Source organism: Arthrobacter sp. K4-10C (genome assembly GCF_059090085.1).
In genome coordinates, this window is sequence record NZ_JBNHFI010000001.1 from 425,919 (window position 1) to 452,671 (window position 26,753).

Annotated in this window: 23 protein-coding genes; 8 read left to right on the forward strand and 15 right to left on the reverse strand. The window is 67.4% G+C overall.

What is annotated here, in order from left to right; all coding sequences use genetic code 11:
• Nucleotides 1-37 precede the first annotated feature (37 nt).
• A complete protein-coding gene (locus AC5RUU_RS01995) occupies nt 38-1,468 on the reverse strand; it encodes an aminobutyraldehyde dehydrogenase (protein ID WP_493973525.1) in 1,431 nt (476 codons plus the stop codon).
• Between the two features lie 156 nt (nt 1,469-1,624).
• On the opposite strand from AC5RUU_RS01995, the gene AC5RUU_RS02000 reads away from it, so the two are divergent.
• Nucleotides 1,625-3,061, forward strand: a complete 1,437-nt coding sequence (locus AC5RUU_RS02000) for a PucR family transcriptional regulator (protein ID WP_493973526.1) — start codon at nt 1,625-1,627, stop codon at nt 3,059-3,061.
• Between the two features lie 28 nt (nt 3,062-3,089).
• Here the strand turns inward: AC5RUU_RS02000 and AC5RUU_RS02005 are convergent, their stop codons facing one another.
• Entirely contained in the window at nt 3,090-4,688 is a 1,599-nt protein-coding gene (locus AC5RUU_RS02005) for a CYTH and CHAD domain-containing protein (protein WP_493973527.1), read from the reverse strand.
• Nucleotides 4,689-4,925: 237 nt separating this feature from the next.
• On the opposite strand from AC5RUU_RS02005, the gene AC5RUU_RS02010 reads away from it, so the two are divergent.
• From AC5RUU_RS02010 to AC5RUU_RS02020, 3 genes are all read left to right on the forward strand, one after another.
• A complete protein-coding gene (locus AC5RUU_RS02010) occupies nt 4,926-6,125 on the forward strand; it encodes an MFS transporter (protein WP_493973528.1) in 1,200 nt (399 codons plus the stop codon).
• Nucleotides 6,126-6,131: 6 nt separating this feature from the next.
• Nucleotides 6,132-6,812: a FadR/GntR family transcriptional regulator gene (locus tag AC5RUU_RS02015; protein WP_493973529.1), complete on the forward strand. Its 681-nt coding sequence runs from the start codon at nt 6,132-6,134 to the stop codon at nt 6,810-6,812.
• Between the two features lie 84 nt (nt 6,813-6,896).
• Nucleotides 6,897-8,156, forward strand: a complete 1,260-nt coding sequence (locus AC5RUU_RS02020; RefSeq protein WP_493973530.1) for an AI-2E family transporter — start codon at nt 6,897-6,899, stop codon at nt 8,154-8,156.
• A 101-nt stretch (nt 8,157-8,257) separates the two neighbouring features.
• Here AC5RUU_RS02020 and AC5RUU_RS02025 read toward each other — a convergent pair whose 3' ends face one another.
• The gene (locus AC5RUU_RS02025; RefSeq protein ID WP_493973531.1) at nt 8,258-8,794 is read right to left on the reverse strand and encodes a hypothetical protein; all 537 of its coding nucleotides are present in this window, start codon (nt 8,792-8,794) and stop codon (nt 8,258-8,260) included.
• 153 nt (nt 8,795-8,947) lie between these two features.
• Here AC5RUU_RS02025 and AC5RUU_RS02030 point away from each other — a divergent pair, with 153 nt between their 5' ends.
• From AC5RUU_RS02030 to AC5RUU_RS02040, 3 genes are read left to right on the forward strand one after another with little or no spacing between them, the layout of a single operon-like run.
• Nucleotides 8,948-9,238 carry a hypothetical protein gene (locus AC5RUU_RS02030; RefSeq protein ID WP_493973532.1) on the forward strand — a complete coding sequence of 97 codons (291 nt, stop codon included), beginning with the start codon at nt 8,948-8,950 and terminating at the stop codon, nt 9,236-9,238.
• A gap of 3 nt (nt 9,239-9,241) precedes the next feature.
• The gene (locus AC5RUU_RS02035) at nt 9,242-10,069 is read left to right on the forward strand and encodes a DUF1206 domain-containing protein (RefSeq protein ID WP_493973533.1); all 828 of its coding nucleotides are present in this window, start codon (nt 9,242-9,244) and stop codon (nt 10,067-10,069) included.
• Nucleotides 10,070-10,097: 28 nt separating this feature from the next.
• Nucleotides 10,098-11,408 carry an SRPBCC family protein gene (locus AC5RUU_RS02040; protein WP_493973534.1) on the forward strand — a complete coding sequence of 437 codons (1,311 nt, stop codon included), beginning with the start codon at nt 10,098-10,100 and terminating at the stop codon, nt 11,406-11,408.
• A gap of 88 nt (nt 11,409-11,496) precedes the next feature.
• On the opposite strand, the gene AC5RUU_RS02045 is transcribed toward AC5RUU_RS02040, so the two are convergent.
• The 12 genes from AC5RUU_RS02045 to AC5RUU_RS02100 form a co-directional block, all read right to left on the reverse strand.
• Nucleotides 11,497-12,963, reverse strand: a complete 1,467-nt coding sequence (locus tag AC5RUU_RS02045; RefSeq protein WP_493973535.1) for an FAD-dependent oxidoreductase — start codon at nt 12,961-12,963, stop codon at nt 11,497-11,499.
• 100 nt (nt 12,964-13,063) lie between these two features.
• On the reverse strand, nt 13,064-14,332 hold the full coding sequence (cobA, locus tag AC5RUU_RS02050; protein WP_493973536.1) for a uroporphyrinogen-III C-methyltransferase: 1,269 nt from the start codon (nt 14,330-14,332) through the stop codon (nt 13,064-13,066).
• A gap of 303 nt (nt 14,333-14,635) precedes the next feature.
• On the reverse strand, nt 14,636-15,580 hold the full coding sequence (locus tag AC5RUU_RS02055; RefSeq protein WP_493973537.1) for a PLP-dependent cysteine synthase family protein: 945 nt from the start codon (nt 15,578-15,580) through the stop codon (nt 14,636-14,638).
• Between the two features lie 135 nt (nt 15,581-15,715).
• Nucleotides 15,716-16,702 carry an ABC transporter permease gene (locus AC5RUU_RS02060; RefSeq protein WP_493973538.1) on the reverse strand — a complete coding sequence of 329 codons (987 nt, stop codon included), beginning with the start codon at nt 16,700-16,702 and terminating at the stop codon, nt 15,716-15,718.
• Nucleotides 16,692-17,417, reverse strand: a complete 726-nt coding sequence (locus AC5RUU_RS02065; protein ID WP_493973539.1) for an ABC transporter ATP-binding protein — start codon at nt 17,415-17,417, stop codon at nt 16,692-16,694. Before AC5RUU_RS02065 ends, AC5RUU_RS02060 begins: the two co-directional genes overlap by 11 nt.
• A 26-nt stretch (nt 17,418-17,443) precedes the next feature.
• On the reverse strand, nt 17,444-18,571 hold the full coding sequence (locus tag AC5RUU_RS02070; protein WP_493973680.1) for an ABC transporter substrate-binding protein: 1,128 nt from the start codon (nt 18,569-18,571) through the stop codon (nt 17,444-17,446).
• Nucleotides 18,572-18,701: 130 nt separating this feature from the next.
• On the reverse strand, nt 18,702-19,868 hold the full coding sequence (locus AC5RUU_RS02075; RefSeq protein ID WP_493973540.1) for an RtcB family protein: 1,167 nt from the start codon (nt 19,866-19,868) through the stop codon (nt 18,702-18,704).
• Between the two features lie 351 nt (nt 19,869-20,219).
• Complete coding sequence (locus AC5RUU_RS02080; RefSeq protein WP_493973541.1) at nt 20,220-21,623, reverse strand: sulfate adenylyltransferase subunit 1; 1,404 nt, start codon at nt 21,621-21,623, stop codon at nt 20,220-20,222.
• Nucleotides 21,623-22,570 (reverse strand): sulfate adenylyltransferase subunit CysD, encoded by a 948-nt coding sequence (cysD, locus tag AC5RUU_RS02085; RefSeq protein ID WP_493973542.1) that lies wholly within the window; start codon nt 22,568-22,570, stop codon nt 21,623-21,625. Before cysD ends, AC5RUU_RS02080 begins: the two co-directional genes overlap by 1 nt.
• On the reverse strand, nt 22,567-23,325 hold the full coding sequence (locus AC5RUU_RS02090; RefSeq protein WP_493973681.1) for a phosphoadenylyl-sulfate reductase: 759 nt from the start codon (nt 23,323-23,325) through the stop codon (nt 22,567-22,569). The genes cysD and AC5RUU_RS02090 overlap by 4 nt, the downstream gene beginning before the upstream one ends.
• 29 nt (nt 23,326-23,354) lie before the next feature.
• On the reverse strand, nt 23,355-25,100 hold the full coding sequence (locus tag AC5RUU_RS02095) for a nitrite/sulfite reductase (protein ID WP_493973543.1): 1,746 nt from the start codon (nt 25,098-25,100) through the stop codon (nt 23,355-23,357).
• Nucleotides 25,101-25,154: 54 nt separating this feature from the next.
• Nucleotides 25,155-26,024 carry a sirohydrochlorin chelatase gene (locus tag AC5RUU_RS02100; RefSeq protein ID WP_493973544.1) on the reverse strand — a complete coding sequence of 290 codons (870 nt, stop codon included), beginning with the start codon at nt 26,022-26,024 and terminating at the stop codon, nt 25,155-25,157.
• A 60-nt stretch (nt 26,025-26,084) separates the two neighbouring features.
• Here AC5RUU_RS02100 and AC5RUU_RS02105 point away from each other — a divergent pair, with 60 nt between their 5' ends.
• Nucleotides 26,085-26,753, forward strand: coding sequence for a trimeric intracellular cation channel family protein (locus AC5RUU_RS02105; RefSeq protein WP_493973545.1), 669 nt, complete (start codon nt 26,085-26,087; stop codon nt 26,751-26,753).

A 26,753-nucleotide genomic window follows, 5' to 3' on the forward strand; every position in this document is an offset into this window, starting at 1 on the left:
TGGGTTTCTTTCTTTTCTAAAGGGGCGCCGGCGGGGACTAGGAGTCGAGCGCGCTCATGACGTGCTTGATGCGGGTGTAGTCCTCCACGCCGTACATGGAGAGGTCCTTGCCGTAGCCGGACTGCTTGAAGCCGCCGTGGGGCATTTCGGCGGTCAGGAGGATGTGGGTGTTGATCCAGACGGCGCCGAAGTCCAGGTCGCGGCTGAGGCGCATGGCAGTGCCGTGGTTGCTGGTCCAGACGCTGGAGGCCAGGGCGTATTCCACGCCGTTGGCCAGTTCAACGGCTTCTTCCTCGGTGCTGAACTTCTGCACGGTGATAACGGGGCCGAAGGTTTCCTGCTGCACCACGTCGTCGGTCTGCTTGGCGCCGGTGATGATGGTGGGCTCAAAGAAGTAGCCCTTCTCCCCCGCCCGGTGGCCGCCGGTTTCGATCCGGCAGTTGGCAGGAAGGTTTTCCACCACGGACGTCACTGCGTTGAAATGGTTCGCGTTGTTCAGCGGGCCGAAGTAGTTGTCTTCGTCGTTCTGCGAACCGGTGTGCAGCGTGCGGGTGTGTTCCACCATGGCGGCCACGACGTCGTCGTGCACGGACTCCTCCACCAGCACCCGGGTGATGGCGGTGCAGTCCTGGCCGGCGTTGAAGAAGGCGAACTCGGCGATGGCCGCGGCGCTCTTCTTGATGTCGGCGTCCTTGAAGACGATGGCGGGTGCCTTGCCGCCCAGTTCCAGGTGGGCACGCTTGAGGCCCTTGGCCGCGCCGGAGGCAACGGCGATGCCGGCCCGGACGGAGCCGGTGATGGACACCAGGCCTGGGACCTTGTGGTCCACCATTATGGCGCCGGTCTCGCCCGTGCCAAGGATGACGTTCAGGACGCCGGCGGGGAGAATGTCGCCGGCCAGGCGGGCCAGGACCAGGGTGGATTCGGGGGTGGTGTCCGAGGGCTTGAGGACAACGGTGTTGCCGGCCGCCAGCGCGGGCCCGATCTTCCAGATGGCCATCAGGAACGGGTAGTTCCACGGGGCCACCTGCGCCACGACGCCGATGGGTTCACGGCGGACGTAGGAGGTGTGGCCCTCGAAGTACTCGCCGGCGGACTTGCCCTCGAGGATGCGGGCGGCACCGGCGAAGAAGCGGAGCTGGTCTGCGCCGGCGGCCACTTCCTCGGAGGCGATCAGGGAGCGGACCTGTCCGGTGTTGCGGTGCTGGGCCTCCACCAGTTCGTCGCTGTGGGCCTCGATGGCGTCGGCGAGCTTGAGCAGCATCAGCTGCCGCTGGCCCGGGGTGACGTGCTTCCAGGTTTTGAAGGCGTCCTTCGCCGCGGCCATGGCAGCGTCGACGTCGGCCTGCACCGAGATGGGCGAGTGCGCAACCACGTCCCCGTTGGTGGGGTTGATGATGTCCAGCCGGCCGGTGCCGGCGGGCGTAACGAACTCCCCGTTGATGAAGTTCTGCAAGGTTTGGACCACGGTGTGCAACCTCTTCTCTGAGCGGCCATCAGCGGCAGGCGGATGGATGGAACCGGTTTGAGCCTATGCCAGCACCCCCGCCCAGTGAATAGCCACCTGCACACCCTTCCCGATGTGGTTTAGTGCGGTTGTCCAGCACATGATTATCCTTGATCCATGGCCATTTCCCTCGCCGCCCTGCTGGGCGTGAACTCCCTCAAGCTGTCCAAGGTGGGAGTTGCCGAAACCACATGGAACCAGGAGATCAACTGGGTGGCCGTCACGGAGCTGGAGGATCCGCAGCGGTTCCTCAACGGCGGGGAGCTGATCCTGACGACAGGGCTGAGGCTCAAGTCCGCGCCTGAGCAGCGGCGGTTTGTCCGCCAGGTGCAACGTACCGGTGCGGTCGGGATCGGGTTCGGCGTCGGGCTCTCGCATGAGGCGGTGCCGCCGGCACTGTTGGCCGAGGCCAACCGCTGGGGCCTACCCGTGGTTGAGGTCCCCTACGAAACACCCTTCATCGCCATCACCAAACTCGTGGCCGACGCCCAGTCCGCGGACCACTACGCCAAACTGGAGCGCCTGATCGCCGGCCACCAGGTCCTGGCCCGCGCACTGCTCACCGGCGGCGGGCTGGCCGAGCTCCTGAAGCAGCTGGGCAGCATGCTCCGCACGGACATTGCGCTCACCCAGTTCACGGCGCAGCTCTACAACAGCAGCAGTGCATCCCCGTCTGCGGATTCCTGGTCCACCTATCCGATTCCCACAGGCCGGCGGGACGCCTGCACCCTATGGGTCCGGCAGCCGTTCGAGGACTCCGGCATCATCGGCTACGCGCAGAACCTGATCAGCGTGGAACTGAACAACATGGTCAAGCAGCGCCAGGCCCAGCGCGCCCTCTGCGGGCAGGTGCTCGAGGACGTCATCCACGGCGCCCTCGAAACCAGCGAGGCCCAGCGCCGCCTGGCCGGGGTGGGCGTCAACAGCACACGGAAGAACGTGGTGCTGCTGGCCGTCTCCGCCGCGCACAACAAGGCCCTGGGAAGCACGGCCGTGCCGCGCGAACTCGAGAACTCCGTTGCCGCCGTCGTGGGCAAGGACCTGGTGCTGGTGGTCAATGACGACGGCGGGACGGCGCCGGCCCTGGCACGGAAGCTCAGCGACCATTTGGCGGAGGCGGGCATCCACGCCACGATTGGCATCGGCGGCGCCTACACCAAGCCGAACGGCCTGCGCTGGAGCTACTTCGAGGCCCGCGACGCGGCGGGCCATGGGCTGCCGGTCAACGAGCCGGAGCGGCTGAGCCTGACCTCACTGCTCCTGGCCAGCGAGGACGTGCCGCTGGCGGACATGGCGCATGAGTCACTGAACCCGCTGCGCACCTTCGACGCCGCCCACGGCGCGGAGCTGATGACCACGTTGGAAAGCTACCTGAACAACAACGGCTCGGTGGCCGCCGTCGCCGAGGAGCTGACCCTGCACCGCAACACCGTCCGGTACCGGCTGGCGCAGATCACCGAGCTGACCGGGTACGACCCCGCGGTGACCTCAGACCGGGTGCAGTTGTGGCTGGCCCTGGCTGTAGCCCGGCTGTCGGCACGGCAGGGCAAATAGCCGGCAACTCCCCTTAAACGACACCGCATTAAATGACACCGCGCCGGAACAGGTCCCGGGACTTCTTGCGCGACTTCCGGTACTTCGACTCGGCCGCGGACATCAGTTCTTCCTGCCGCTTCAGCAGCGCGGCGTAGGCTTCGCCGACGGCCGCTCGGTCGTGGTCCGATCCCAGGCCGGCCAACAGGTCACGGGCCAGCACTGCGTCGTGGAAATCACCCAGGACCTTCTGCTGCCGGTGGGCTGCCTTCGCCAGCTTGCCCGCCCGCTTTCCTTTCACGAGGGCGGCCGACTCCGCAACGTGCCGGAGCCGCTTGGCGTCCTTGCGCACCTTGTGCAGGGCGTTCTCGTGGTCCATTCCGCGGCGGGCGTGAGCGGCCGCCTTGTGGGAGCGCCGGAGCCTTTTCGCCGCCTTATCCACTGCTTTTGCAGCCACCCGCAGCCCCGGCGCCACGGCCTGCGGGTGCACGGGCGGGTTGTCGCGGAACTCCTCGAGGCTGTCCAGGAGGCGGAAATAGCGGTCCGACCGCAGGGCCTCCTGGAGCCGGCGGTACCCGGCGTCGTACATAGCTCCTGCCTGGCGCTCCACCCGGTCGCGTGCCGCGTCCGTTCCCGGACCCGGCGCCAACCCGTCAAGGTGCCCCCGGAGCCGGGCCAGCAGGACCTCGGCGTCACGCGGCTCACCGAGCAGCCGGCCCAGCCATTTGAGCTCGTCCCGCAGCCGGCGCACGGGCACTGCCCGGTACAGCTTGCGGTACGCCGCCAGGACGGAGCGGAGCCGGCGGGTTGCCGAGCGCATGTCGTGCACGGCGTCCGGCTCTTCAAGCCTGACGGCGGCGTCCCGGGCGAGGAGCTCCTGGATCTGCGCCGCCACGTAGACCGTTACGACGGCGGCAGCCGGGGACTTCTTGCCGGCCGGCAGGGTGGGGGTGCCTTCCGCCGGGACGTCCTCCGCGCTGGCCTCCTCTTGATCTTCCGTCGGTCCGCCCAGCGCCTTGGCCAGTTTGGAAGCATGGCCGGCGGGGCGGGCGCCCGCCCCCGCCAGAAGCTGATCGGCGGGAGCGAACAGGCTGACCTCACCGTGCACGAGTTCCAGCTCCCATTCGCGCCACTGCTGCTTTTGCCCTTCACCAGTACCGGTCCCTGCTGCCGGCCCCGCCAGCCGCTCCGCGGTTACACGGTCGTCCGCCAGGTCGGCCAGGTGCACGCCGTCCTCCCCGTAGAGGGCATGGGTTGTCCGCTCCGTGTGGAGCCGAACTACGGGAACCGGCTTCGCTCCACGCAGGAATGCCTGGACGCGGGCCAGGAGGGCGTCCGGTACAACGTCGGCCTGGCCCAGCGGGGCGTGCAGCTCACGCCGCTGCTGGGGTCCCCCTCCTCCGGACGCCGACGGTTCAGGCGGCAATTTCAGGTGCCAGCCGGCGTCGCCTCCGCCGGTCCGCCGGCGGAGGGTGATGCGGCGGGAGGCCAGGGTGTGCGCGTCGGTGTCGAAATAGACGGCTTCCAGGACGGCAGTATGGGGCCCTCCCACCCGAGCCACGCCGGGGAGTCCTTCCAGCGCCGGCACCTTGGCGTCGCTGCCGACGTCGTACTTCTTCTCCACCTCGAGCCCCTGGGAAGCCTCCACAGCCGTCCTTCCACTTCCGCCGCTGCGCGCATGCCAGGCGCTTTGCCACCCGGCTTACGCAGTCTATGGCCCAGCGGCGTGCAGCCGGGAGAGCTTGCCCACAAAACCCTAGACATCAAACGTCTAACCTTTAGGCTGGACCCATGTCCGCCACTCCACCCGCCTCAGCCCTCGCCCCTGCATCGTGTCCGGCTCCCGCTGCCACGGCATCGGCCCGGCGCACCTTCCCCCTCAGCAGTGACGGCCATACAGGCCAGGCCGCGGTCCGCCGCCGTCTTCGGCGTCATTGCGCTGGTGCTGATCGGACTGAACCTGCGTGCCGGCATCACCGGCGCGTCAGCTCTGCTGCACGACCTCCAGGCGGTGCTCGGCTACGGCGTGCTGGTGGCGGCCGTCATCCCGTCCATCCCCACCCTCTGCTTTGCCGTGGCCGGGGCTGCGACATCCTGGCTAACCGGACGGCTGGGCGTGGAAAAAGCCATCCTGCTGGCCCTGGCCATGCTGGCCGGCGGGCTCCTGCTGCGTGGCATTCCGGCCACCGGGATGCTGATGGCCGGCAGCGTGCTGGGCATGTCCGGGCTTGCGGTCTGCAACGTGGCAATGCCGTCATTCATCCGGGAGCACTTCGCATCCCGGACCTCACTGATGACCGGTCTGTACACGGTCACGATGACCGCCGGGGCAACCGTCACCTCCGTCGCTGTGGTTCCCCTGGCCCAGGCGCTCGGATCGCCATCCGCCGCCGTCGGCGCCATCGGGATCACCGCCGTCGCCGCATTCCTGGGGTTCGTGCCGGTCGCGCTGCACGCGCACCGCAACAGCAGGCGCACCGCCGCTGGGCATGTGGCACCGTGGCCGCTGCTGCGGACCCGCAAGGGCGTGCTCCTCACCGCGATCTTCACGCTGCAGGCCCTGCTCGCGTACGCCCTGATGAGCTGGTTCCCCTACATGCTCACCACCATGGGCCTCAGCGCGTCGGACAGCGGAATGATGTTCGGGCTGATGCAACTGGTCTCGGTACCGGCCGGCATGGCTCTGATTGCCATCGGATCCCGCCCCCGGATGCTGCGCCCGGCGTTCTACCTGGTCAGCGTGGTCATGGTCCTGGGACTGGTGGCACTGCTCAGCCTCCCCGTGCAGCTCGCCTTTGTCTCCGCCGTCCTCATCGGCTTTGGTCTTGGTATCTTCCCGCTGGTGATGGTGATGATCAGTCGCAGCGGCTCGAGCACCGCCGAGACCACGGCACTGTCCACCCTTGCCCAGTCCTCCGGCTACCTGCTGGCCACCGCAGGCCCCTTCGGCATGGGACTGCTCCACAGCGCCACCGGAAGCTGGACCCTGCCCCTTGTGCTGCTCCTGGCCCTGGCGCTGGTCCAGGTTGTGGTGGCGCACCTGATCACCGGCCCGGCAATGACCGGTCGACGGAAGACAAAGTAGGACACCATGGCACTAAGCCCCTCCACCCGCCCGCCGCTGGCCGATGAAGTGACCGCCAAACTGCGGTCCATGGTCCACTCCGGCGAATGGCCGCTGAACCAGCGAATTCCGTCCGAGACTGAACTCATCGCCGGGCTGGGCGTTTCCCGCGGCACCCTCCGCGAGGCCATCAAGGCTTTGGCGCACAGCGGCATGCTGGAGGTCCGCCGCGGTGACGGCACCTATGTGCGCGCCACCAGCGAAATCTCCGGTGCCGCCCGCCGGATGTACCAGGACCACACGGAGCAGCACATCCTGGAGGTCCGGCTGGGGCTGGATACCCAGGCGGCCCGGCTGGCGGCAAGGAACGCCACTGCCGGCCACGTTGCAGCCTTGCGCGTACTCCTCACTACCCGGCACCAGGCCTGGCACAGCAGGGACTACGACACCTGGGCAAAGGCGGACTGGGCCTTCCACGAACGGGTGGCCCAGGCCTCCGGCAACCCCCTGCTGCACGAGCTCTACGTCAGTTTTGGCCCCGCCCTCCACCAGGACCTCCTGAGTCAGCATGGCCGGTCCGGCTTCGAAGGGCTTCCCCCCGAGGGGCACGAAGTACTGCTGGAGGCCATCGAACGGCACGACGAGGACGCGGCCGTCGCCACCGTCAACAGGAATCTAAACTCATGCGCAGAGTGGCTCGGCGCCTAGTCGGTCAGTAGGCTTACTATCTGACGTAGGTAGTAGGCCTGCCCTGCATCCGCGGGCCGGCGCCGCCGATGATGAGGAGTTCCCGTGGCGCGATCAACACGCCTGACCGAACACGAGCTGGGCAACGAGCCCCCGCAGCCGAAACAGGACGCCGAGGCTGCGGCCGGGCCGGCAGTGGAGGGCGCACCACGTCAGGGGCAGCGCCTTGGCAAATCCGGCCCGCAGCAGGGCGCCGAACAGCGTGAAACGAAGCCGCCGGGCGCGCTCTGGGCCGACGGGCTGGGACGGGTGGGCATCCGGTCCGCCCAGATCCTGCTGATCCTGGCCGTGGCCGTGGTGTCCGTCTACGGGCTGATGCAGATCAAGCTCCTGGTGATCCCGGTCCTGATCGCGCTGATCCTGGCCGCGGCCATCGGTCCGTTCGTCAACATGCTCCGGCGCCGCGGAATGCCGGGCGGCCTGGCCACCGGCATCGCCTTCATCGGACTCCTGCTGCTGCTCGGCGGCGTTTTCACCGTGATCTACTTCTCGGTCCGGAACCAGTGGGGCGAACTGGCAGCCCAGGCGTCCTCCGGCCTGGACGAGCTTGAAAACTTCCTCCGCACCGGCCCCATCCCCATCGAGCAGGAACAGCTGGACCAGGCGCGGCAGGGAATCATCGAGTTTGCCACCAGCAGCCAGGTCCGCTCCGGCGCGATCACCGGGCTTTCGGTGGTCACGGAGTTCTTCGCCGGCGCCGCCCTGGTGGTGGTCATCCTGTTCTTCTTCCTCAAGGACGGCGCCAGGATCTGGAACTTCCTCCTGCGCCCCTTCAGTGGCCAGCGCGAGGCCAAGCTGCGCCGGGTGGGAGGCCGTACCCTTGAGGTCCTTGGCGGCTACGTCCGCGGCACCGCCATCGTGGCGCTGGTGGACACCGTGGCCATCGGCGCGGCGCTGCTGATCCTCCAGGTTCCGCTGGCGTTCCCGCTGGCGATCATCGTGTTCATCGGCGCCTTCATCCCGCTGGTGGGCGCCACAGTGGCCGGGATCCTGGCCGCACTGGTGGCCCTGGTGGCGAACGGGCCCGTGGTTGCCCTGATCGTGGTGGCGGTGGTCATCGCCGTCAACCAACTGGAGGGCGACCTCCTGCAGCCCGTCGTCATGGGCAAATCGCTTCAGCTCCACGCGCTGGTGATCCTGATGGCATTGACCGCGGGCACCATCCTGGCCGGAATCGTGGGCGCGGTACTCTCCGTCCCGCTGGCCGCAGTCGCATGGGCCATCATCCAGGTTTGGACGGCCGAGGACCCGAACCTGGAGGATATGAACCCGGATCTGCCGGCGGCCGGCAGCAATTCGATCTGACGCTTCGGCCCCGCTCTTTCGACGCACAAATAACCTGGCGCACCTGATATTTCTGGTGCGCCAGGTTGTTTGTGCGTCGCAGCCGGCTGCGCGCGTCGCGTTTAGTTTCGGAGGCCCGCAAACACGTTCTTGGGCCGCTGCATCTCACCGTGCTTAGCACCGAGGATGACCACCAGGCCGGCGAACGCAGGGATGACCCACTGGAGCATTTTCAGCTGCTGCTGGGCAGCCTGCAGCTCGTCGGAAGCACCCGGGCGGGGCTCGGTGGCACCTTCGGAGCCCTCCTCGGCGAGCTTCTCCACCTTCTTGCCCAGGATGCCGGAGTACAGGGTCACCGCGGCACCGGCCACCGTCACCAGTGTCTTGATAACGGTGTCCCGCGCGACGCCCTCCTGCTTGGCGATGCGCTCCTTGTTCTCCAGTGCGATGGCCAGGTCAGCCACCAGGTGCGAGGCGAAGGCCGCCGTCTGGAACGGTGCCCACTTCATCCAGCCGGCGCTGGACAGCCGGGTGCGCTCGGAAGGGTCCTTGGCTTGCGCTGCTGCACCGTTCAGTCCGATGGCACCCATCAGGGATCCGCCGAACCACGCCGCTGCCGTCAGATCGTGAACTGACCGGGCAAAGAGATTTCCTGCCATGATGTGCATTCCTTACGTTGAACTGGTTGCGCGATGCCGCTGCTGCGGACTTCGATTTCCGTGCCCCTCAAGGTCATGGTCCGGCCATGATAAGCACACTTACTAATGTTACGAAACCCCGTCTTCGGGGAACGGACGCGTAATATCGTGGCCATGGGACACACAGGGACATTGTTCGGCTGGGCCTTCGGGGATCCGGCCCGGGAAGACGACGGCACATACGTGGACGGGCTCCAGCGAGAGGCTCTGCGGAACGCCCGCGAAACGGCGGAAGCCAAGGGCGTAAGTGCGGTTGCGGGCTCGGAAGTGTTCACTGTGTTGAGCGGCAACGATTCCCTGGTGGAGCTGGACAACGCCCCCGGGCGGCTGGTGGTCCGCTGCACCATCCATGTTAAGGGACCAGGCGCGGAGAAGCTTCGTGCCGAAGGGCCCATGAACGGCTGACCGATGTCGGACCGGGAATCCACGCTGAGCCAGGCGGCCGACGCCGTCGAGGAGGTCTCCAACCACAAGGCCCTGGATGTCCTGGCGCGCGCCGGATTCGCTGTCATGGCCCTGCTCCACATCATTGTGGGGGCCATCGCCGTAGCCGTGGCGTTCGGCCAGCCGGGTGAGGCGGACGCCACCGGCGCCATTGAGCAGCTGGCCGCAAACCCATGGGGACCGGCCGTCATGTGGGCATGCGTTGCTGCCTGCTGCGGCCTGTCCTTGTGGCAGGCCAGCGAGGCCACGCTCCGCATGCGGGGCAAGCCGCGCAAGGAGCGGCTCGCAAAGCTGATCTCGTCAGGTTTCCTGGCCGTTGCCTATGCCAGCGTGGGGCTCAGCTTCGCCGGCTTCGCGGTGGGGCTGCGCGGTGATTCCGGCGACAGCGCCCGTGACTTCAGCGCCTCGCTGATGGCCAACCCGCTGGGACTGTGGCTGCTGGTGGCCCTGGGCCTGACGATTATCGGGATCGGCATCTACTTCGTGTTCAAGGGTGCCCGGCGGGGGTTCAAGGAGGAGCTCTTCCGTTTCGACGGGACGCGGCGCGGGAAGCTGATCGACAGCCTCGGCGTCACCGGACACATCGCCAAAGGCATCGCCCTCAACCTCACCGGCCTGCTGTTCGTCATTGCAGCAGCCAAGCACCGCCCCGAGGAATCCACGGGGCTGGACGGCAGCCTGAAGGCCCTCCGCGACCATCCCTTCGGCCCGTACCTGCTGGTCGCCATCGGGGCGGGCTTCATTGCCTACGGCCTCTTCGCTTTGATCCGCTCCCGCTTTGGCCGCATGTAGTTCCACCGGATTTGGGTAGGAAGGAAACATGACGCACCTGACAACCGACAAGACGGCCGACGACGGCGGCGGCGTCCGCGCTCACGGCGCCTCACCCGGGACCCCAGCGGGAGGGTTCGCGCCGGAGGCCGGGGCACCGGTGCCCAGGGATGTGGCTCCGGGGGTCATGGAAGGGGCCGGCCACGCGTTTGCCGGCCTGTTCCGGATGCTCAAGGTGGTGCGGCCGGACCGGCCGATCCACCCGAAGGGGCTGGGTCTCACCGGGGAGCTGACCAGGACCGGCAACCCCTTTGAGGCAAGCGGCCTGGACTGGCTGGATTCGCCGGGGGTGGACGCGGTGGAGGCCAGGTTCTCGCGGTCGGTGGGCCTGCCGCAGGCACTGCCGGACGTCCTGGGGCTCGCGCTCCGGGTTACGCAGGCGGGCGGAGAAGCTTCCGACGCCCTGTCCGGCGGCGCCAGTGCGGATGTTCTGTTCTCCTCCACCGGCTGGCGAATTCCCGGCCGGTTCCTGCTGCAGCCCCGGCTCGACGTTGACGGCGCCACCATGACCACACTTATGCCGTACCGCGGCCGGAAGGGCCCGGTGCTTCTGGGACTGCGGACCATCAGCCTGCCGCCGGGGTCCCTGTCCTCAGGCGAATGGGTGTTGGGACTGTTCTGGGCACGGCCCGCGGGACGCTGGCGCCCGTGCGGCGAGCTCCGGCTGCACGCAGGTCCCCGGCCCGGCGACTCGGACCTGCGTTTCAACCCGCTGGAAAACCGGCCGCCCGGGGCGCAGACATACGCCTGGACCCGGCGGTTGCGGGAGCGCTCCTACCGCACGGCGCAGCGGAAGGCCCCTGCCGCCGTCGGACATCCTGCAAGCAACCGGGCCGTCACTGCAGAAGGAAGGAACACCATGTCCACCGTGTCCCAGCTGTTCAACTCCCCCGCAGCCGACGTATGGCGCGTCCTTGCCGACGGCTGGCTGTATTCCGGCTGGGTGGTGGGGACCTCCCGGATCCGTGCCGTGGACGATTCGTGGCCGCATGCCGGGGCCCGGCTCCACCACTCCGTGGGCGCCTGGCCGCTGCTGATCAACGACAGCACCAGGGTGGCCAACGCGGACCACGGCCGGCTGCTGGAAGTGGTGGCACGCGGCTGGCCGATGGGTGAGGCGAAGGTGGTGATCACGCTCGAGGACCGGGGCAACCAGTGCCTGGTGACCATCGCCGAGGACGCCATCAAGGGGCCAGGAAAGCTGATGCCCAAGTTCCTCCGGGACGCGATAATTACCGTCAGGAACCGCGAAACCCTCCGGCGCCTTGAGCTGATGGCGGCTGGCGGCGCGGGACGGTAGGCGGCTCTTAAACGAAGAGCGAGGCCATTCCGCGTCCATAAGGCCCTTTCGGGCCGGCGCGGAATGACCTCGCTTTCTTGGTAGTCCGTTAGACCTGGGCGGCTACGCCGTCACGGGAGATGTCCACCATGTCCTCGCGCGGCACCACCTTGATGCGCTCACGCTTGACCTCGACGCCGTGCGAGCCGCCGGCTTGGGTGGCAGCCGCGCCAAGGGCGAGCTCGTGGGCGTCCAGGGCCAGCCAGCCTTCCCAGCTGGTGAACTTCACGCCGCGGGCGTCCAGGAGGTCCACGACGGCGTCCTCGGCGGGCACGCTGGCAACCGGAAGGTTCTCGCGGTCCTCGAGCAGGTAGGTCACGGTCTCCAGGGCGTCGCCCTTGGTGTGGCCGATCAGGCCCACCGGGCCGCGCTTGATCCAGCCGGTGGCGTAGACGCCCGGCACGTGCGTGCCGGCGGCGTCCAGGACACGGCCGCCGTCGTTCGGGATGACGCCCTTCTTGTGGTCGAACTCGATCTCCGGCAGGGCTGAGCCGAAGTAGCCGATGGCGCGGTACACGGCCTGGACCGGGTAGTCCACGAAATCGCCGGTGCCGCGGGCGTTGCCGGTGCCGTCCAGCTCGGTGCGCTCGAACTTGATGCCGGCCACCTTGCCCGGCGTCTCGGGGTCGTCGTAGATCTCCACCGGGCTGTGCAGGAAGTGCAGGTGCAGGCGGCGGGAGGCCTTGAGCTCGGAAAGGTCCTCAGGCTGCTCGGCAATCCAGTTGGTGAGCGTGCCCACCATGGTCTTGGTCTGGTTGTTGGTCTGGATCTGCCGGTCCGATTCCTCGTCGAACTCGAAGTCCTCCGGGTACAGGATGATGTCCACATCCTTGGAGTGGGACAGCTCGCGGAGCTCCAGCGGGGTGAACTTGACCTGGGCCGGGCCGCGGCGGCCGAAGACGTGCACGTCGGTGACCGGCGAAGCCTTCAGGCCGGCGTAGACGTTGTCCGGGATTTCGGTGCTGAGCAGGTCGTCGGCGTGCTTGGACAGGACACGGGCCACGTCCAGGGCCACGTTGCCGTTGCCGATGACGGCGATTTCCTTGGCGTCCAGCGGCCATTCACGAGGAACGTCGGGGTGGCCGTCGTACCAGGAAACGAAGTCGGCGCCGCCGTAGGAACCGTCCAGCTCGACGCCGGGGATGTTCAGGTCGGCGTCCTTGATGGCGCCGGTGGCGAAGATGACGGCGTCGTAGTGCGTGCGGAGGTCCTCAATGGTGAGGTCCGTGCCGTAGTCCACGTTGCCGAAGAAGCGGATGTCCCCGCGGTCCAGGACCTTGTGCAGGGCGTTGACGATGCCCTTGATGCGGGGGTGGTCCGGGGCCACGCCGTACCGGATCAGGCCGTAGGGTGCCGGGTAGCGGTCGAAGAGGTCGATGCTCACCGTGAGCTCACCGCTCTTGACGGCTTCGCTCTTGGTGAGGATGTCCGCGGCGTAGACGCCTGCCGGGCCGGAGCCCACGACGGCGACGCGCAGCGGACGTTCGGCAGAACCTACGGAGGTGCTTGATGACACGGCTGTGTTCCTTTTGTTCGTTCCGGCCCAACCAGGTAGCAGTAGATGTCGTTTTGAGGGCTCATAACGACATCTGCTGCTACCCAGTTGGGTTGGTGGGCTAGGAGGTGAGGACTCGGGCGGTACGGGGGCGGTTGGGGGTGGTGGTGCTGTAGTCAGCGGTTTTGAAGTGCGACGGCGCGAAAGGGCTGACGCGCACCACGTCACCGATGACAATCACTGCAGGATTCGCGACGCCGGCGGCCTCGGCCTGGTCAGCGATGGAACCAAGCGTGCCGATGGTCACGCGCTGGTCCGGCAGATATCCGTTCTCCACAATACCAACCGGGGTGCCGGCGGGCAGGCCGGCTTCGCCCAGCGCGGACGCGGATTCGCGGAGCTGGCCGACGCCCATGAGCAGCACGATGGTGTGGTCGGGGCGGGCCGGAACCTCTGACAGTTCCTCGTGGCCGGTGACAACACTGAAGCCCTTGGCCAGGCCGCGGTGGGTGACCGGGATCCCGGCGGCGGCCGGGACGGAAATCGCGGAGGTGACGCCGGAAACCGATTCAACCTCGACGCCGTGTTGCCGGCAGTATTCGGCTTCCTCCCCGCCGCGGCCCAGGACGTAGGGGTCGCCGCCCTTGAGGCGGACCACGCGGTGGCCCTGCAGGGCCTCGTCCACGAGGATCCGGTTGATCTCGGACTGGGGAACGGGGTGGTGGCCGGGGGTTTTGCCGACCTCGATCACACGGACGTCAGGGGCCAGTTCGTCCAGGAGTTCGCGGGGGCCCAGGCGGTCAGCGACTACCACGTCTGCCTGGCCCAGGAGCCGGCGCCCGCGGACGGTGATGAGGCCGGTATCGCCGGGACCTCCGCCCACGAGGGCGACGGAGCCGGCGGCGGCGGGACGGCGGCGGCGCAACGGAAGGTCGCCGGTTTCCAGCGCAGTAGCCACGGCATCGCGGACGGCCATGGCACGGCGAGGGTCTCCCCCGGCGTTGACGGCGATCTTGACGTCGTCCACCTCCGCGACGGCGGGTGTCCAGGCTGCGGAGGCTTCATGGTCGGAGGCGTTGACGCACCAGATGCGCTGCGCCTCGGCGTCGGCCGACACTTGGGCGTCCACGGCAGCATCGCCGGTGGCCGTCTGGACGAACCAAACGCCGTTGACGTCTTTGGAGTCATATGCGCGCGCTTCCCAGGTGAGCAGGCCGGCGCCGGCCATGTCCTGGAGCGCGGGAGAGGCAACGGGAGCCACCACGGTGACCACGGCACCGGCGTCGAGCAGGCCCTTGGCGCGGCGGGCAGCAACGGGGCCGCCGCCCACCACCAGCACGGGACGGCCGAGGAGCCGCAGCGCCGTGGGGTAGATATCCTGAATTGCCATGAATCAACGGTAGGGCCGCGTCACAATCGCCCACAAAGGCCGAGCAACACCAGTTCACGCAAGGTAACGCTGCGTCACAAAGCCGGCCGGCCGCCGTCGACCTTCCCCGCGCGCCGGGGCACATTGGCACTCGCTGCCCTGCCTCGGTCTTGATTCTGCGGCATGTCCGTGGCAAAGCGCCCCGGATTGGTCGTCAAGGCCGGCGAGAAAGCGGCCGCGGCGGCGACAAGCCGTTCCAGGCACAGGAAACTGACGGCGCCAGTCCCTCAGACAGCCAACGCAGCATCTGATTCCGTGCCGCCACTATCTCCTGTACAGCTCCGTGCTGAGGTACCGGAAGCCTGTATCGCACATCAACGTGGCCACAGTAGCGCCGGCACCCAGCTGTTCAGCAACCCTCAGGGCCGCCACAACGTTCCCTCCGGAGGATGTTCCCGCGAAGATGCCTTCCTCGCGCGCCAGCCGTCGGCTCATCGCCATCGCTTCGTCCGATGACACCGTTTCAATTCCGTCTACCTCGTCCGGTTCCCAGAGCGGCGGGAGGAACCCGATCCCCGTCCCCTCGATCCGGTGGGAGCCGTCGGGGCGTCCGGAGAGCACGGCAGACTCCGCAGGCTCCACTGCTATCACGCGAACCTTGGGGATGTGTCGACGGAGCCCTCGTGCGGTGCCATGGATCGAGTGTGCGGTGCCAACAAAGTGGACTAATGCGTCCACACGGCCGTAGGACTGCTGCCAGATTTCTTCCCCCAGGGCCAGGTAACCGGTGATGGCGTCACGGTTGTTGAGCTGGTCGCAGGCCCAATGGCCAGGCTGCGAGCTGACCGCGGCTGCGCGGGCAATCATCGCCTTGATGAGCTTGCTTGTGATCCGTCCGTGGTCACTGGGCACGTCCTCCACCGTGGCACCCAGCGCTTCCATGGTGCGCCGCTTTTCGAGGCTGAATGCGTCGGAGAAGACGACATGGAGTCGGTAGCCCTTGGCTGCACACACCAAGGCCAGCGAGATGCCAGTTGTTCCGGCTGTGTACTCAACCACAGTGTCACCCGGGCGGATATCGCCCCGAGCTTCGGCGGCGCTGATCGCAGCCACTGCCATCCGGTCCTTCATACTCCCGGTGGGGTTGGCGTACTCCAGCTTCACCAACACGCGGGCAGACCCGGGCGGCACCACTTTCGTGAGTTCGACCAGCGGGGTTGAGCCTATGCCTGCCAGGATTCCTTGCCCTGGTTTTAGCGTCTGTTCCATGTATCCGCCTCACGCTGAGCGCTGCCGGGCCTGGAGCGGTCCGGTAAGGATCAAGGTATACCTGCCGGGAATCGAAGCACAGCAGAGCCCGACGGCGGGAGGTCGCCGTCGGGCTCTGCAGAAGGTGTGTTGGGGCTAGCGGGTGCTGCCGGCGAGGAGGCCGCGGCTGCGCAGGAGCCGCTTCTCGATGGGGGCGAACACCAGCAGTTCGATGAGGATGCCGACGCCCAGGATCAGCAGGATCGCTGACATCACCACAGACATGTCCGAGAGGACGCGGCCCTGGTCCAGGAGCGAACCCAGACCGAAGCCGATGGTACCGCCCACGGCGATGATTTCAGCGGCCATGAGTGACCGCCAGGAGAAGGCCCAGCCCTGCTTCAGCCCGCCGAGGTATCCGGGAAGGGCAGCCGGGAGGATGACCTGCAGTGCCATCTGCAGCCGTGACGCTCCCAGGACGGTGCCGACGCGGCGGTACTGCGGCGGGATCTGGTCCACCCCGGAAATGAGCCCGTTGATGATGGACGGGATGGCGCCCATGAACACCACGAAGTAGACGGTGGCGTCCGTCAGGCCGAACCAGATGATGGCGGCAGGCACCCAGGCCACGGACGGCAGCACCTGCAGGCCGGAGATCAGCGGACCGAAAGCCCTGCGCAGTGGTGCCACCTGGGCGAGCAGCAGGCCCACGGGTGTGGCGATGGCGACGGAGATGATGAAACCCACCACTCCGCGCTGCAGCGAGGTCCACATGGCTTCCTGCAGCTTGCCTTCGTTCCAGAGAAGGCCCATCTGCGCCACAACGTCCAGCGGCCCGGGCACCAGGTCGCGGCGCTTGACCCCGAGGGAGACGTAGAACTGCCAGATGAGCACCAGGACCACCAGGGCGGCGACGGGCAGCAGGATGCGGCTCCAGTCCATCCGGTGCTTGCGCTCGGCGTCGGACTGCAGCGAGTCCAGCCCGGACTCAAGCTCCCGAAGGTCCTCATTCCCTGTCGAAGTCCTCGTCAAAGCCGCATGGACATGAGGCGAGGACGAAGGCGCAGCGCCGGATGCCGCCCTGGTTTCGAGAGGGTCAACCACCGGCGTCCTGTCCTCGAGGGGCGTGGGGTTACTTGGCATGGCGGCGAATCTCCTCCCGCAGCCGGGCGGTGATGACCCCGGTCAGCTGGCCGGCGAGCCCGGCGTCGGTTCGGTGTTCCTCCGTGACGGCCCATTCCTGGACCACGCGGCCGGGGCGGGAGGACAGCAGCAGTACCCGCTGGCCAAGCCGCACGGCTTCACGGACGTTGTGGGTGACGAAGACGATGGTGCGCCCGGTTTCCTTCCAGATGCGCTCCAGCTCATCGTGGAGGAGGTCGCGGGTGATCGCATCGAGGGCAGCAAACGGCTCATCCATGAGCAGCAGCTGCCGGTCCTGGGCGAGGGAGCGCGCCAGGGACACGCGCTGCCGCATGCCGCCGGACAGCTCGTGGGGGCGCTTGTCGCCGGCGGTGCCGAGGTGCACCAGTTCCAGGAGTTCCTGGGCCTTGGCGCGCCGCTCGGCCTTGCCCACACCGCGCAGCTTGAGTGCCAGCTCAATGTTTTCCCGGGCGGTCAGCCACGGGAAGAGTGCTGCGTCCTGGAACATGAAGGCGGCACCGTCGCTGGGGACCTCCAGGGCGCCCGACGACGGCGCCTCCAGTCCCGCGATGATGTTCAGCAGGGTGGACTTGCCGCAGCCGGAGGCACCGAGGAGGGCCACGAACTCGCCCTTTTCGATGTTGGCGTTGACGTCGTCCAGTACCGGGGCGCCGTCGCCGAAGCGCTTGCCCAGGTGTTCCAGTACGACTGGCATGGTGCCGTCCTTAGGTAGTGGGTTGGTCAGTCCTGGCCGAGGCCGGCCGCGGAAATCTTGCTGGTGCCGGCGGCTTCGTTGAGTGCCCGAAGGTCGAAGAGCCCGCTGATGTCTGCCTGCTTGGTGGTGCCGGCGTCGACGCCGTCCTGCAGTAGCCGGGGGTAGGCACCCGCCAGCGGGTCGAGGGTGAAGGTGATGTTGTCTAGGGACCGGGCCAGGACGTCGTCAGCCAGTGCGGCGCCGGCGGATTCCTGCAGGGCTGAGTTGATGACCGCTGCTTTTTGGTCCGCGGGGGCCTCGTTCAGCCACGCCACCGACTTTGCGTGGCCGGCGAGGAGGGCCTTCACGGTGTCCGGGTGCTCGGCCGCGAACTTCTGGTTCACAATCAGAATGGTTGTGGGGAACTCGCCCGGCTTGCCGGTCCCCGTACCGTCCCACAGGTCCTTCTCGTCCACCAGCACCTTGGCTCCGGCCTGGAGCACCAGGCGTGACGCCCACGGCTCAGGCAACCACGCGCCGTCGAGCTTTCCGTCCTGGAACAGCTTGAGCGTCTGCGCGTTTTCGGTCGGGTTGATGGCGACGTCGCCGCTGCCGTCCACGTTGGTCTTAAAGCCCTGGTGGGCGAGCCAAGCGCGGAGGGCCACGTCCTGGGTGCCGCCGAGCTGCGGGGACGCGATGGTCTTTCCCTTGAGGTCTGCCGCCGAGTTGACCTCGGGCTTGACGACCAGCTGGGCGCCGCCTGCCGCAGCGCCGGCGATGACCCGGACGGATTCGCCCTGGCTCTTGACGAACGAGTTGATGGCCGGGTTGGGGCCGATGTACGCGGCGTCGATGGCGCCGGCGTTCAGCGCCTCGATGGCGGCCGGGCCCGCGTTGAAGGTCTCGGTGCTGAGGCTGGTGCTGCCCAGCGATTCGGCGAGGAAGCCTTCCTTGATGCCCACCAGTGCCGGGGCGTGCGTGACGTTGCCGAAGTAACCGAGCTTCAGCTCAGCGGCAGGGGTGGGGGCAACGGCGTGTGCCTCGGTGTTGCGCGAGACGGTGGACGCGACCACCGCTCCGACGGCGATGAGCAGGACCAGTCCGATGGCCAGGGCGGCCTCGATGGCACGCTTGCGCTTGGGTACCGCGCTTTCGCCTGCCACGATGCGGGTCATCCCGGGCTTGGAACTAGTCATTGTTTCACCATAGGGAGTGACATATTCGCGTTCAATGAAGCCTAAACGGGGGGTCACGCACGTTCATCTAGCGTCACATTCGGACGCGGTGGCACCGGGATTGCGCGGTTCAGTTGCCCTTCACGTTGACCAACTGCCGCAGCTTGTGCCGCACGGTCACGAGGTCCGCGGCGTCCTGCATCACCTGGTCGATTGGCTTGTATGCGGCGGGAATTTCATCGATAAATGCCTCCGACGCGCGGAACTCGATGCCGCGCATGGCCCGCTTGAGTTCCTCCAGGGTGAATGCCTTGCGGGCGGCGTTGCGCGAGTACTCCCTGCCGGCTCCGTGCGGAGAGGAATTGAGTGAAGCAGGGTTCCCCAGTCCTTCCACCACGTATGACGCCGTGCCCATGGATCCCGGAATAAGTCCCGGATCGCCGGGCTCGGCTTTGATGGCCCCCTTGCGGGAGACCCAGACCGGCTTGCCGTAGTGGGTCTCCTGCCGGGTGAAGTTGTGGTGGCAGTTGATCCGCTCGCGTTCATGCACCCGGCCACCCACCCAGTGGCCGAACTGGGTGCTGACACGGTCCATCATCTCCTCGCGGTTCAGCAGCGCGAAGTGCTGGGCCCAGCGCAGCTCGGCCATGTACCTCTCAAACTGGGATGTCCCCTCGTCAAGGTACGCGAGGTCCGGGTCCGGCAGGTAGACCTGGTTCTTCCGGGACACGTGCTGGGCGACGCCGATATGATGCTGGGCGATTTTGTTGCCGATGCCGCGCGAGCCGGAGTGCAGGAACAGCCAGACGTCCTGGTTCTCATCGGCACAGATTTCGATGAAGTGGTTGCCGGAGCCCAGGGATCCCAGCTGCAGCTCCCACTTGGCTACATACTGGCCCGGGTTGAAGCCAGCCTTCACTGCCAGTGCTTTCAGCTCGGCAATCCGGGGTTCCGCAGTGGGCAGCACCTTCTTGTTGTTGTGCCCGGCGGATAACGGAATGACGCGCTCGATGTCCTCACGGATCCGTTTGAGGTCCTTCGGGAGGTCTTTGGCCGAGTACTGCGTCCGGACGGCAATCATGCCGCAGCCGATGTCCACCCCTACCGCCGCCGGAATGATCGCGCGCAGCGTGGGAATGACCGAACCAACCGTGGCGCCCTTGCCCAGGTGCGCGTCGGGCATCAGCGCCAGGTGCGGGTAGATGAACGGCAGGCTGGCTGTCTTCACGGCCTGCTCGCGGGTTTGGCTGTCCAGGATCGAGGCCCAGTTCAGAAGCTTCGGGCTGATGGTTTCCATGCTCCGCCTCCCACTGCACGGCCTAGGACTAACGTAAGTCCTAGGCTAACCCGCACTTCAGAAGGAGAGGCAGCATGGTGGACGTCCAGACCGAGATTGTCATCAACCGCCCGCGGGCTGAAGTTGCCGAATACGCGGCCAACCCGGACAACTCGCCGCGCTGATAAACTCGCCGGGCTGGTCATGGAGCCGATGATCCGACGCGAGACCCGCAAGGACCTGCATCGGCTCAGGTCGATCCTCGAGGGGCGGCAGTAGGCCGGGCCAGGGGATAACAAAACCGCGGCTTGTTCGCGTGTCCGTCCCCTGAAGGTTCGGATCTGCGAACAAGCCGCGGTTTCGAAGGCAGAATCAGATGCTGTAGCGCTCGTCTTCGTGGTCGCCCGGGTGGTCCTTGACCAGGCCGGCGGCCAGCGTGTTGCCGTCCAGCGGATCGATCACCAGGAACGCTCCGGTGCGGCGGTGGTGCAGGTAGTTCTCGAGCGGCAGCGGCGCGGCGAGCCGGAGCTGCGCGTGCCCAATGTCGTTCAGCTCCAGGTTCGACGCCGGTTCCAGGTTGAAGGACGCCAGGTCCAGCTTGCCGGAGACGTTGCGGACCAGCGCCTGCACCGTGCGGGTGCCGTGCTTCACCAGCACCTTGGCGCCCTCGCGGAGCGGCTTCGGCGACAGCCAGCACAGCGCCGCGTACAGGTCAGCCGAGGCCTCGCGGACGGTGCCGGCGGCGGCAATGGTGTCGCCGCGGGCGACGTCGAACTCCTCGGCCAGGCGGATGGCCACTGACTGTGGGGCTGCGGCTTCCTCCAGCGATGCGCCGGCGAAGTCGATCCCCACCACGGTGGTGGTGCGCGGGTCCTGGCCGGGCGTCAGCACGGAAACCCTGTCCCCCACCTTCACCGAACCCTCGGTGATCTGGCCGGCGTACGCGCGGTAGTCGCGGTAGGCCTCCACGTCCAGCCCGGCGGCCACAGCGTCGGGAGCCAGGGCGCCCTGCGGCCGGATGACCAGCTGCACCGGGAAGCGGAAGCTCTCCAGGTGGCTTTCCAGTTCATCGGCGGCGGGCAGGGTTTCCAGCACCTCGAGCAGCGCGGGGCCCGTGTACCAGGGGGTGCGCTCCGAGCGGTCCACCACGTTGTCGCCGTCGAGGGCGGACACCGGGATGACCAGCAGGTCGGTGATGCCGTCGGAGCCGAGGCCCAGCTCGCGGCCCACCTGCTGCACATCGGCTTCGATGTCACGGAACACAGACTCGCTGAAGTCCACCAGGTCGATCTTATTCACGGCCACGATCACGTGTGCCACGCGCAGCAGCTGCAGCACGGACAGGTGCCGGCGGGTCTGCTCCAGCACACCCTTGCGGGCGTCAATGAGTACGACGACGGCATCCGCGGTGGAGGCACCGGTCACCGTGTTCTTGGTGTACTGCACGTGGCCGGGGCAGTCGGCCAGGATGAAGCTGCGGCGGTCGGTGGCGAAGTAGCGGTAGGCCACGTCGATGGTGATGCCCTGCTCGCGCTCGGCCCGCAGTCCGTCGGTCAGCAGGGCAAGGTCGATGCCGCCCTTGTCCCCGCCGAAGCCGCGGTCCGCTGACGTGCGGGCAACGGCGTCGAGCTGGTCTGCCAGGATGGCCTTGGAATCGTGAAGGAGGCGGCCCACCAGGGTGGACTTGCCGTCGTCGACGGATCCTGCGGTGGCGAAGCGGAAGAGTGTAGTGGGCAGGGCGGTCTCGAGGTCTGCAGCCAAAGTTTCGGTGCTCATTAGAAGTACCCGTCCTTCTTGCGGTCTTCCATGGCGGCCTCGGAGATGCGGTCATCTGCGCGGGTGGCGCCACGTTCGGTCAGGGTGGAGGCGGCGACTTCGACCACGACGTCGGCCACCGTGAAGGCGTTGGACTCGACGGCGCCGGTGCAGGACATGTCACCCACCGTGCGGTAGCGGACGGTCTTGGTGATGACTTCCTCGTGCGGCAGCGGCTGGGACACCTCGCCCACTGCGCGCCACATGCCGTCCCGGGCAAAGACCTCGCGTTCGTGGGCGTAGTACAGGCCGGGCAGCTCGATGTTCTCGCGCTCGATGTAGCGCCAGATGTCCAGCTCGGTCCAGTTGCTGATGGGAAACGCGCGGACGTGCTGGCCCACGGTGTGGCGGCCGTTGTACAGGTTCCACAGCTCGGGCCGCTGGTTGCGCGGGTCCCACTGGCCGAACTCGTCGCGGAGGCTCAGGATCCGCTCCTTGGCGCGGGCCTTGTCCTCGTCACGGCGGCCGCCGCCGAACACGGCGTCGAACTTGTTCTGCTGGATGGCGTCCAGCAGCGGGACAGTCTGCAGTGGATTGCGCGTACCGTCGGCACGCTCGGCCAGCTCGCCGCGGTCGATGAACTCCTGCACGGAGCCCACCACGAGCTTCAGGCCCAGGCGCTCCACCGTGCGGTCACGGAAGTCGATGACCTCGGGGAAGTTGTGCCCGGTGTCCACGTGCAGCACGGGGAACGGAACCTTGCCGGGCCAGAATGCCTTCGTGGCCAGGTGCAGCATCACCACGGAGTCCTTGCCGCCGGAGAACAGCAGCGCGGGCTTCTCGAACTCGGCAACAACCTCGCGGATAATGTGGATGGCCTCGGACTCGAGGGTGTCCAGGCTGGAGAGGCGCGTGGAAACGGCGGCGTCAGTCACCTGGGGAATCTCCTCGGAAAGATAAGTGCTCATACGTGTAGTCCGCATTCTGTCTTGTTGGTTCCTGCCCAGCGGCCGGCGCGGGGGTCCTCGCCAGGAGCTACTTTGCGGGTGCAGGGCTGGCATCCGATGGACGGGTAGCCCTGGGACAGGAGCGGGTTGACGGGCAGGAGGTTGTCGTCGGAGTACTGGACCAGCTGGTCGAACGTCCAGTCAGCCATCGGGTTGACCTTGACCAGGCCGTTCTTGTCGTCCCAGGTCACCAGCGGGGTGTTGGTGCGGGTGGGGGCTTCGTCGCGGCGGACACCGGTGAACCACAGTTCGTAGCCGGAGAGGGTTCGCTGCAGCGGGGCCACCTTGCGGAGGGCACAGCACTGGGCAGCGTCGCGGGCGAACAGGTCCTTGCCCAGGAGCCGGTCCTGCTGCTCCACCGTATTCTCGGGAAGCACGTCCACCACGTTGACGCGGAGGTTCGCGGCCACCTCGTCACGCGTGGCGTAGGTTTCCGGGAAGTGGTAGCCGGTCTCCAGGAACAGGACGTCGACGCCGGGCATCTGGTCCGCGACCAGGGCCGGCAGGACGGCGTCTGCCATGGAGCAGGCGACGGCGACGGCGGGCAACTCGAAGTTCCGCTCCACCCAGGCGATGACGTCCCGGGCCGGGGCGTCCCAACCGAGCTCGGCGGCACCGGCTTCGGCCAAAGCCTTCAGCTCTTCCTTCGAGCGCAGCTTGGGAGCGGCGGTTGCCACCGTGGCCTCAACCTGCGCCGAAGCCTCGGCCGGCTCCACAACGGGGTCTACCCCGGCTGCATGCTTGCTCACTGCAGTGCCTCCTCGTCTGCCGCGTGGGCCCACTCTGCGAAGGTTTGGCCTTCGGCGCGCTGGGCCACGAAGGTGCGGACAACGCGCTCCACGTAGTCCGGCAGGTCATCGACGTACACTTTCAGGCCGCGGACGGTCCGCCCGAGGCCGGCTTCCTCGCGGTTGTTGTTGGCCAGCCCGCCGCCCAGGTGGACCTGGAAGCCCGGGGAAGGATCGCCGTCGGGCGTTGGAAGCATCATGCCCTTGAGGCCGATGTCCGCCGTCTGGATGCGGGCGCAAGAGTTGGGGCAGCCGTTGATGTGCAGGGACAGCGCCTGCGGCAGTTCGCCGGACTCTGCGAGGTCGGCCAGGCGGCGTTCCAGCTCAGCCACGGCGGTGGCGGCGGTGTGCTTGGTCTCCACGATGGCCAGCTTGCAGTATTCGATGCCGGTGCAGGCGATGGTGCCGCGGCGGAACACGGACGGGCGGGCGGACAGGCCCAGCGCGTCCAGCTCGGCAACCAGCGGCTCCACGTGGTCCTTCTCGACGTCCAGGACAACGAGCTTCTGGTGCGGCGTGGTGCGCAGCCGGTAGGAGCCGCGGGCCTCGAGCGTGTCTGCGAGCTTGACCAGGGCAGCCCCGGACAGGCGGCCGGCGACCGGTGTGGCGCCGATGAAGAACTTGCCGTCCTTCTGCTCGTGGACGCCCACGTGGTCGCCCGGGCTTGTGGGCTTGGGGGCAGCCGGGCCGTCGGCCAGCTTGTAGCCCAGGTATTCGTCTTCCAGGATCTGGCGGAACTTCTCCGGACCCCAGTCGGCCATGAGGAACTTCAGGCGGGCCTTGGTGCGCATGCGGCGGTAACCGTAGTCGCGGAAGATGCTGGTGACGCCGAGCCACACGTCGGCGGCCTGCTCGGGCTTCACGAAAGCACCCAGGCGTTTGCCGAGCATCGGGTTGGTGGACAGCGCGCCGCCGGCCCACAGGTCGTAGCCGACACCGAGTTCGGGGTGGCGGACACCCACCAGCGCGAAGTCGTTGATTTCGTGGACCACGTCCTGGCTGGGGTGGCCCGTGATGGCGGACTTGTACTTGCGCGGCAGGTTGGACAGCAGCGGGTTGCCTATGAACCGCTCCCCCAGCTCCTCAATCAGCGGGGTGGGGTCGATGATCTCGTCCTTGGCGATGCCTGCCACCGGGGAACCGAGGATCACGCGCGGGACGTCGCCGCAGGCTTCGGTGGTGGATAGGCCAACGGCCTCCAGACGGTTCCAGATCTCCGGGATGTCCTCCACCCGGATCCAGTGCAGCTGGATGTTCTGGCGGTCCGTGAGGTCGGCGGAATCGCGGGCAAAGTCCACGGAAATGCGGCCGATGACGCGCAGCTGCTCGGTGGTGAGCGCACCGCCGTCGATCCTCACGCGCAGCATGAAGTACTTGTCTTCGAGCTCGTGCGGCTCAAGTGTTGCGGTCTTGCCGCCGTCGATCCCGGGCTTGCGCTGGGTGTAGAGGCCCCACCAGCGGAATCGCCCGTGCAGGTCCTGCCCGGGAATGGCGTCGAAGCCTTCCTTGGCGTAAATGGTTTCGATACGCTCGCGCACGTTGAGGCCGTCGTCTTCCTGTTTCCAGGTTTCGTTGGCGTTCAGCGGCGTTTTGCCGTCAACTTTCCACTGCCCGTGCGGCTTTGCAGCGGGGCGGGACGGGCGGGCGGGGCGCTTGGGGGCAGCGGAGTCCGCGGACGCTCCGGCTAGAGCTGTATCAGTCATGCATCGACTGTAGGTCCCGCCCGAATTGCGTCACAAAGGCCCGGAAACGCTAAGTCACCTAGGGAAATATTTCGTCACGAAACGCCGGACGGCCTTGAAGAAGCCACCCTGCTGTGCATCGGATCCCCCTGTTGCCTGGGGGTCCACGGGCGCTTCGGCGGCCGGCTTGGCAAGGGCCGCTGCGGCCGCCTCCCGGGCCTTCTCGACGGCGGCGTCGTACCGTTCCAGGGCAATCTCGGCGAGCGCCGGGGACGGCAGCAGCGGCTCAGTGACCAGGTCGGCGCCCGCCTTCGCCAGCTGGTCGTGGAAGTAGCCCGGCGCCAGGAGGTAGGAGGCAACCACCACGCGCCCGCCGACGTCGACAGCCCCCGCGGACTCCCCCGCCCCGGCACCTCCTGCCAGTTCCTCGCGAAGCATCGCGACGGCGTCGGACACGGAAGGCTTGGCTGAGGCACCGTAGGCGGCCACTATCCGGTTGGACCGCAGCTCCTGCAGCTGCCCCAGCAGCACCTCCACGCTCTTGGCCGCGTTCGGATTGGAGGAGCCCGCCGCGGCGAGGACCACCACATCGTTGTCCCTGACGCCCGCTTCGCGCAGCCGCTGGTCCAGCAGCGCGGCCAGTCGCGGATCCGGACCCAAGGGCGCGGCGGCGGCACTGCCCGGCCGGCTCTTCACCGCCCGCGCGATGTCCACCTTCACGTGGTAGCCAACGCTCAGCAGCAGAGGCACCACGACGGCGGATTCCCCCTCGGGCAGGCCCGCCACCACGTCCACCAGATCTGGCTGCTGGACGTCCACATAGGCCTCCCGGACATCGAGGCCAGGGCGGAGCTCGGCGATGGCGGCGCGCAACGCGTTGACCTCCGCAGCGCCCTGTGGGTTGGACGTCCCATGGGCACAGGCGATCATGATGGGGGTGTTCATAGGGGCTAGCGTAACGTTGGAGCCGCCCTGTCCGCCCTCTTTGAATTGCCGGGACGCTCAATGACATTCCCTTTTGACATCGCCCTGGTTTGGCTGGACCTGGCCGGTGTTTTTTTCTTCGCCGTCTCGGGGTCCCTGCTGGCTGCGCGCAAACAGTTCGACATCCTCGGCTCGCTCCTGCTGGCCTCGCTCGTGTCCTTGGGTGGCGGCGTGATCCGCGACATCATCCTCAACAGCGTCCCGGCGGCCTTCACCAACCCCGCCTACCTGGTGCCGCCGTTGCTGGCCAGCGTCCTGGTGTACTTCCTGTTCTCCAGCGTCCAGCGGTTTACGTCGCTGCTGGTGCTGTTCGACGCCGGCGGGCTGGCGCTGTTCTGCATCACCGGCACTTTGAAAGCACTCTCGTTCGGCATGAACCCGTTCGCGGCGGTCCTCCTGGGCGTGACCACCGCGGTTGGCGGCGGGCTGCTGCGCGACATCACGGCCAACGAGATACCCCAACTGTTCAACGCCCGCGACCTTTACGCGCTGCCGGCGTTCAGCGGGGCGGCCCTTACCTCCCTGCTGTGGGTGACCGGTCTATTCAACGCCGTGACTGCGTGCGTGGTGGCAGCCATGGTTTTTGCGTTCCGGGTGGTGGCCTGGCGCCGGTACTGGTATGTGCCGCTTGCCGTCCACGGGTGGCACCGCAACGGGCCGGCGGGCGGCGAATCGCGGGCCGGCAATTAG

Excerpts from the sequence above, each read along its gene's own strand:
- AC5RUU_RS02000 (WP_493973526.1), top strand. The coding sequence starts at position 1,625 with ATGGCCATTTCCCTCGCCGCCCTGCTGGGCGTGAACTCCCTCAAGCTG.
- AC5RUU_RS02015 (WP_493973529.1), top strand. The coding sequence starts at position 6,132 with ATGGCACTAAGCCCCTCCACCCGCCCGCCGCTGGCCGATGAAGTGACC.
- AC5RUU_RS02025 (WP_493973531.1), bottom strand. The coding sequence starts at position 8,794 with ATGGCAGGAAATCTCTTTGCCCGGTCAGTTCACGATCTGACGGCAGCG.
- AC5RUU_RS02030 (WP_493973532.1), top strand. The coding sequence starts at position 8,948 with ATGGGACACACAGGGACATTGTTCGGCTGGGCCTTCGGGGATCCGGCC.
- AC5RUU_RS02035 (WP_493973533.1), top strand. The coding sequence starts at position 9,242 with ATGTCGGACCGGGAATCCACGCTGAGCCAGGCGGCCGACGCCGTCGAG.
- AC5RUU_RS02040 (WP_493973534.1), top strand. The coding sequence starts at position 10,098 with ATGACGCACCTGACAACCGACAAGACGGCCGACGACGGCGGCGGCGTC.
- cobA (WP_493973536.1), bottom strand. The coding sequence starts at position 14,332 with ATGGCAATTCAGGATATCTACCCCACGGCGCTGCGGCTCCTCGGCCGT.
- AC5RUU_RS02055 (WP_493973537.1), bottom strand. The coding sequence starts at position 15,580 with ATGGAACAGACGCTAAAACCAGGGCAAGGAATCCTGGCAGGCATAGGC.
- AC5RUU_RS02060 (WP_493973538.1), bottom strand. The coding sequence starts at position 16,702 with ATGCCAAGTAACCCCACGCCCCTCGAGGACAGGACGCCGGTGGTTGAC.
- AC5RUU_RS02065 (WP_493973539.1), bottom strand. The coding sequence starts at position 17,417 with ATGCCAGTCGTACTGGAACACCTGGGCAAGCGCTTCGGCGACGGCGCC.
- AC5RUU_RS02070 (WP_493973680.1), bottom strand. The coding sequence starts at position 18,571 with ATGACCCGCATCGTGGCAGGCGAAAGCGCGGTACCCAAGCGCAAGCGT.
- AC5RUU_RS02075 (WP_493973540.1), bottom strand. The coding sequence starts at position 19,868 with ATGGAAACCATCAGCCCGAAGCTTCTGAACTGGGCCTCGATCCTGGAC.
- AC5RUU_RS02080 (WP_493973541.1), bottom strand. The coding sequence starts at position 21,623 with ATGAGCACCGAAACTTTGGCTGCAGACCTCGAGACCGCCCTGCCCACT.
- cysD (WP_493973542.1), bottom strand. The coding sequence starts at position 22,570 with ATGAGCACTTATCTTTCCGAGGAGATTCCCCAGGTGACTGACGCCGCC.
- AC5RUU_RS02095 (WP_493973543.1), bottom strand. The coding sequence starts at position 25,100 with ATGACTGATACAGCTCTAGCCGGAGCGTCCGCGGACTCCGCTGCCCCC.
- AC5RUU_RS02100 (WP_493973544.1), bottom strand. The coding sequence starts at position 26,024 with ATGAACACCCCCATCATGATCGCCTGTGCCCATGGGACGTCCAACCCA.
- AC5RUU_RS02105 (WP_493973545.1), top strand. The coding sequence starts at position 26,085 with ATGACATTCCCTTTTGACATCGCCCTGGTTTGGCTGGACCTGGCCGGT.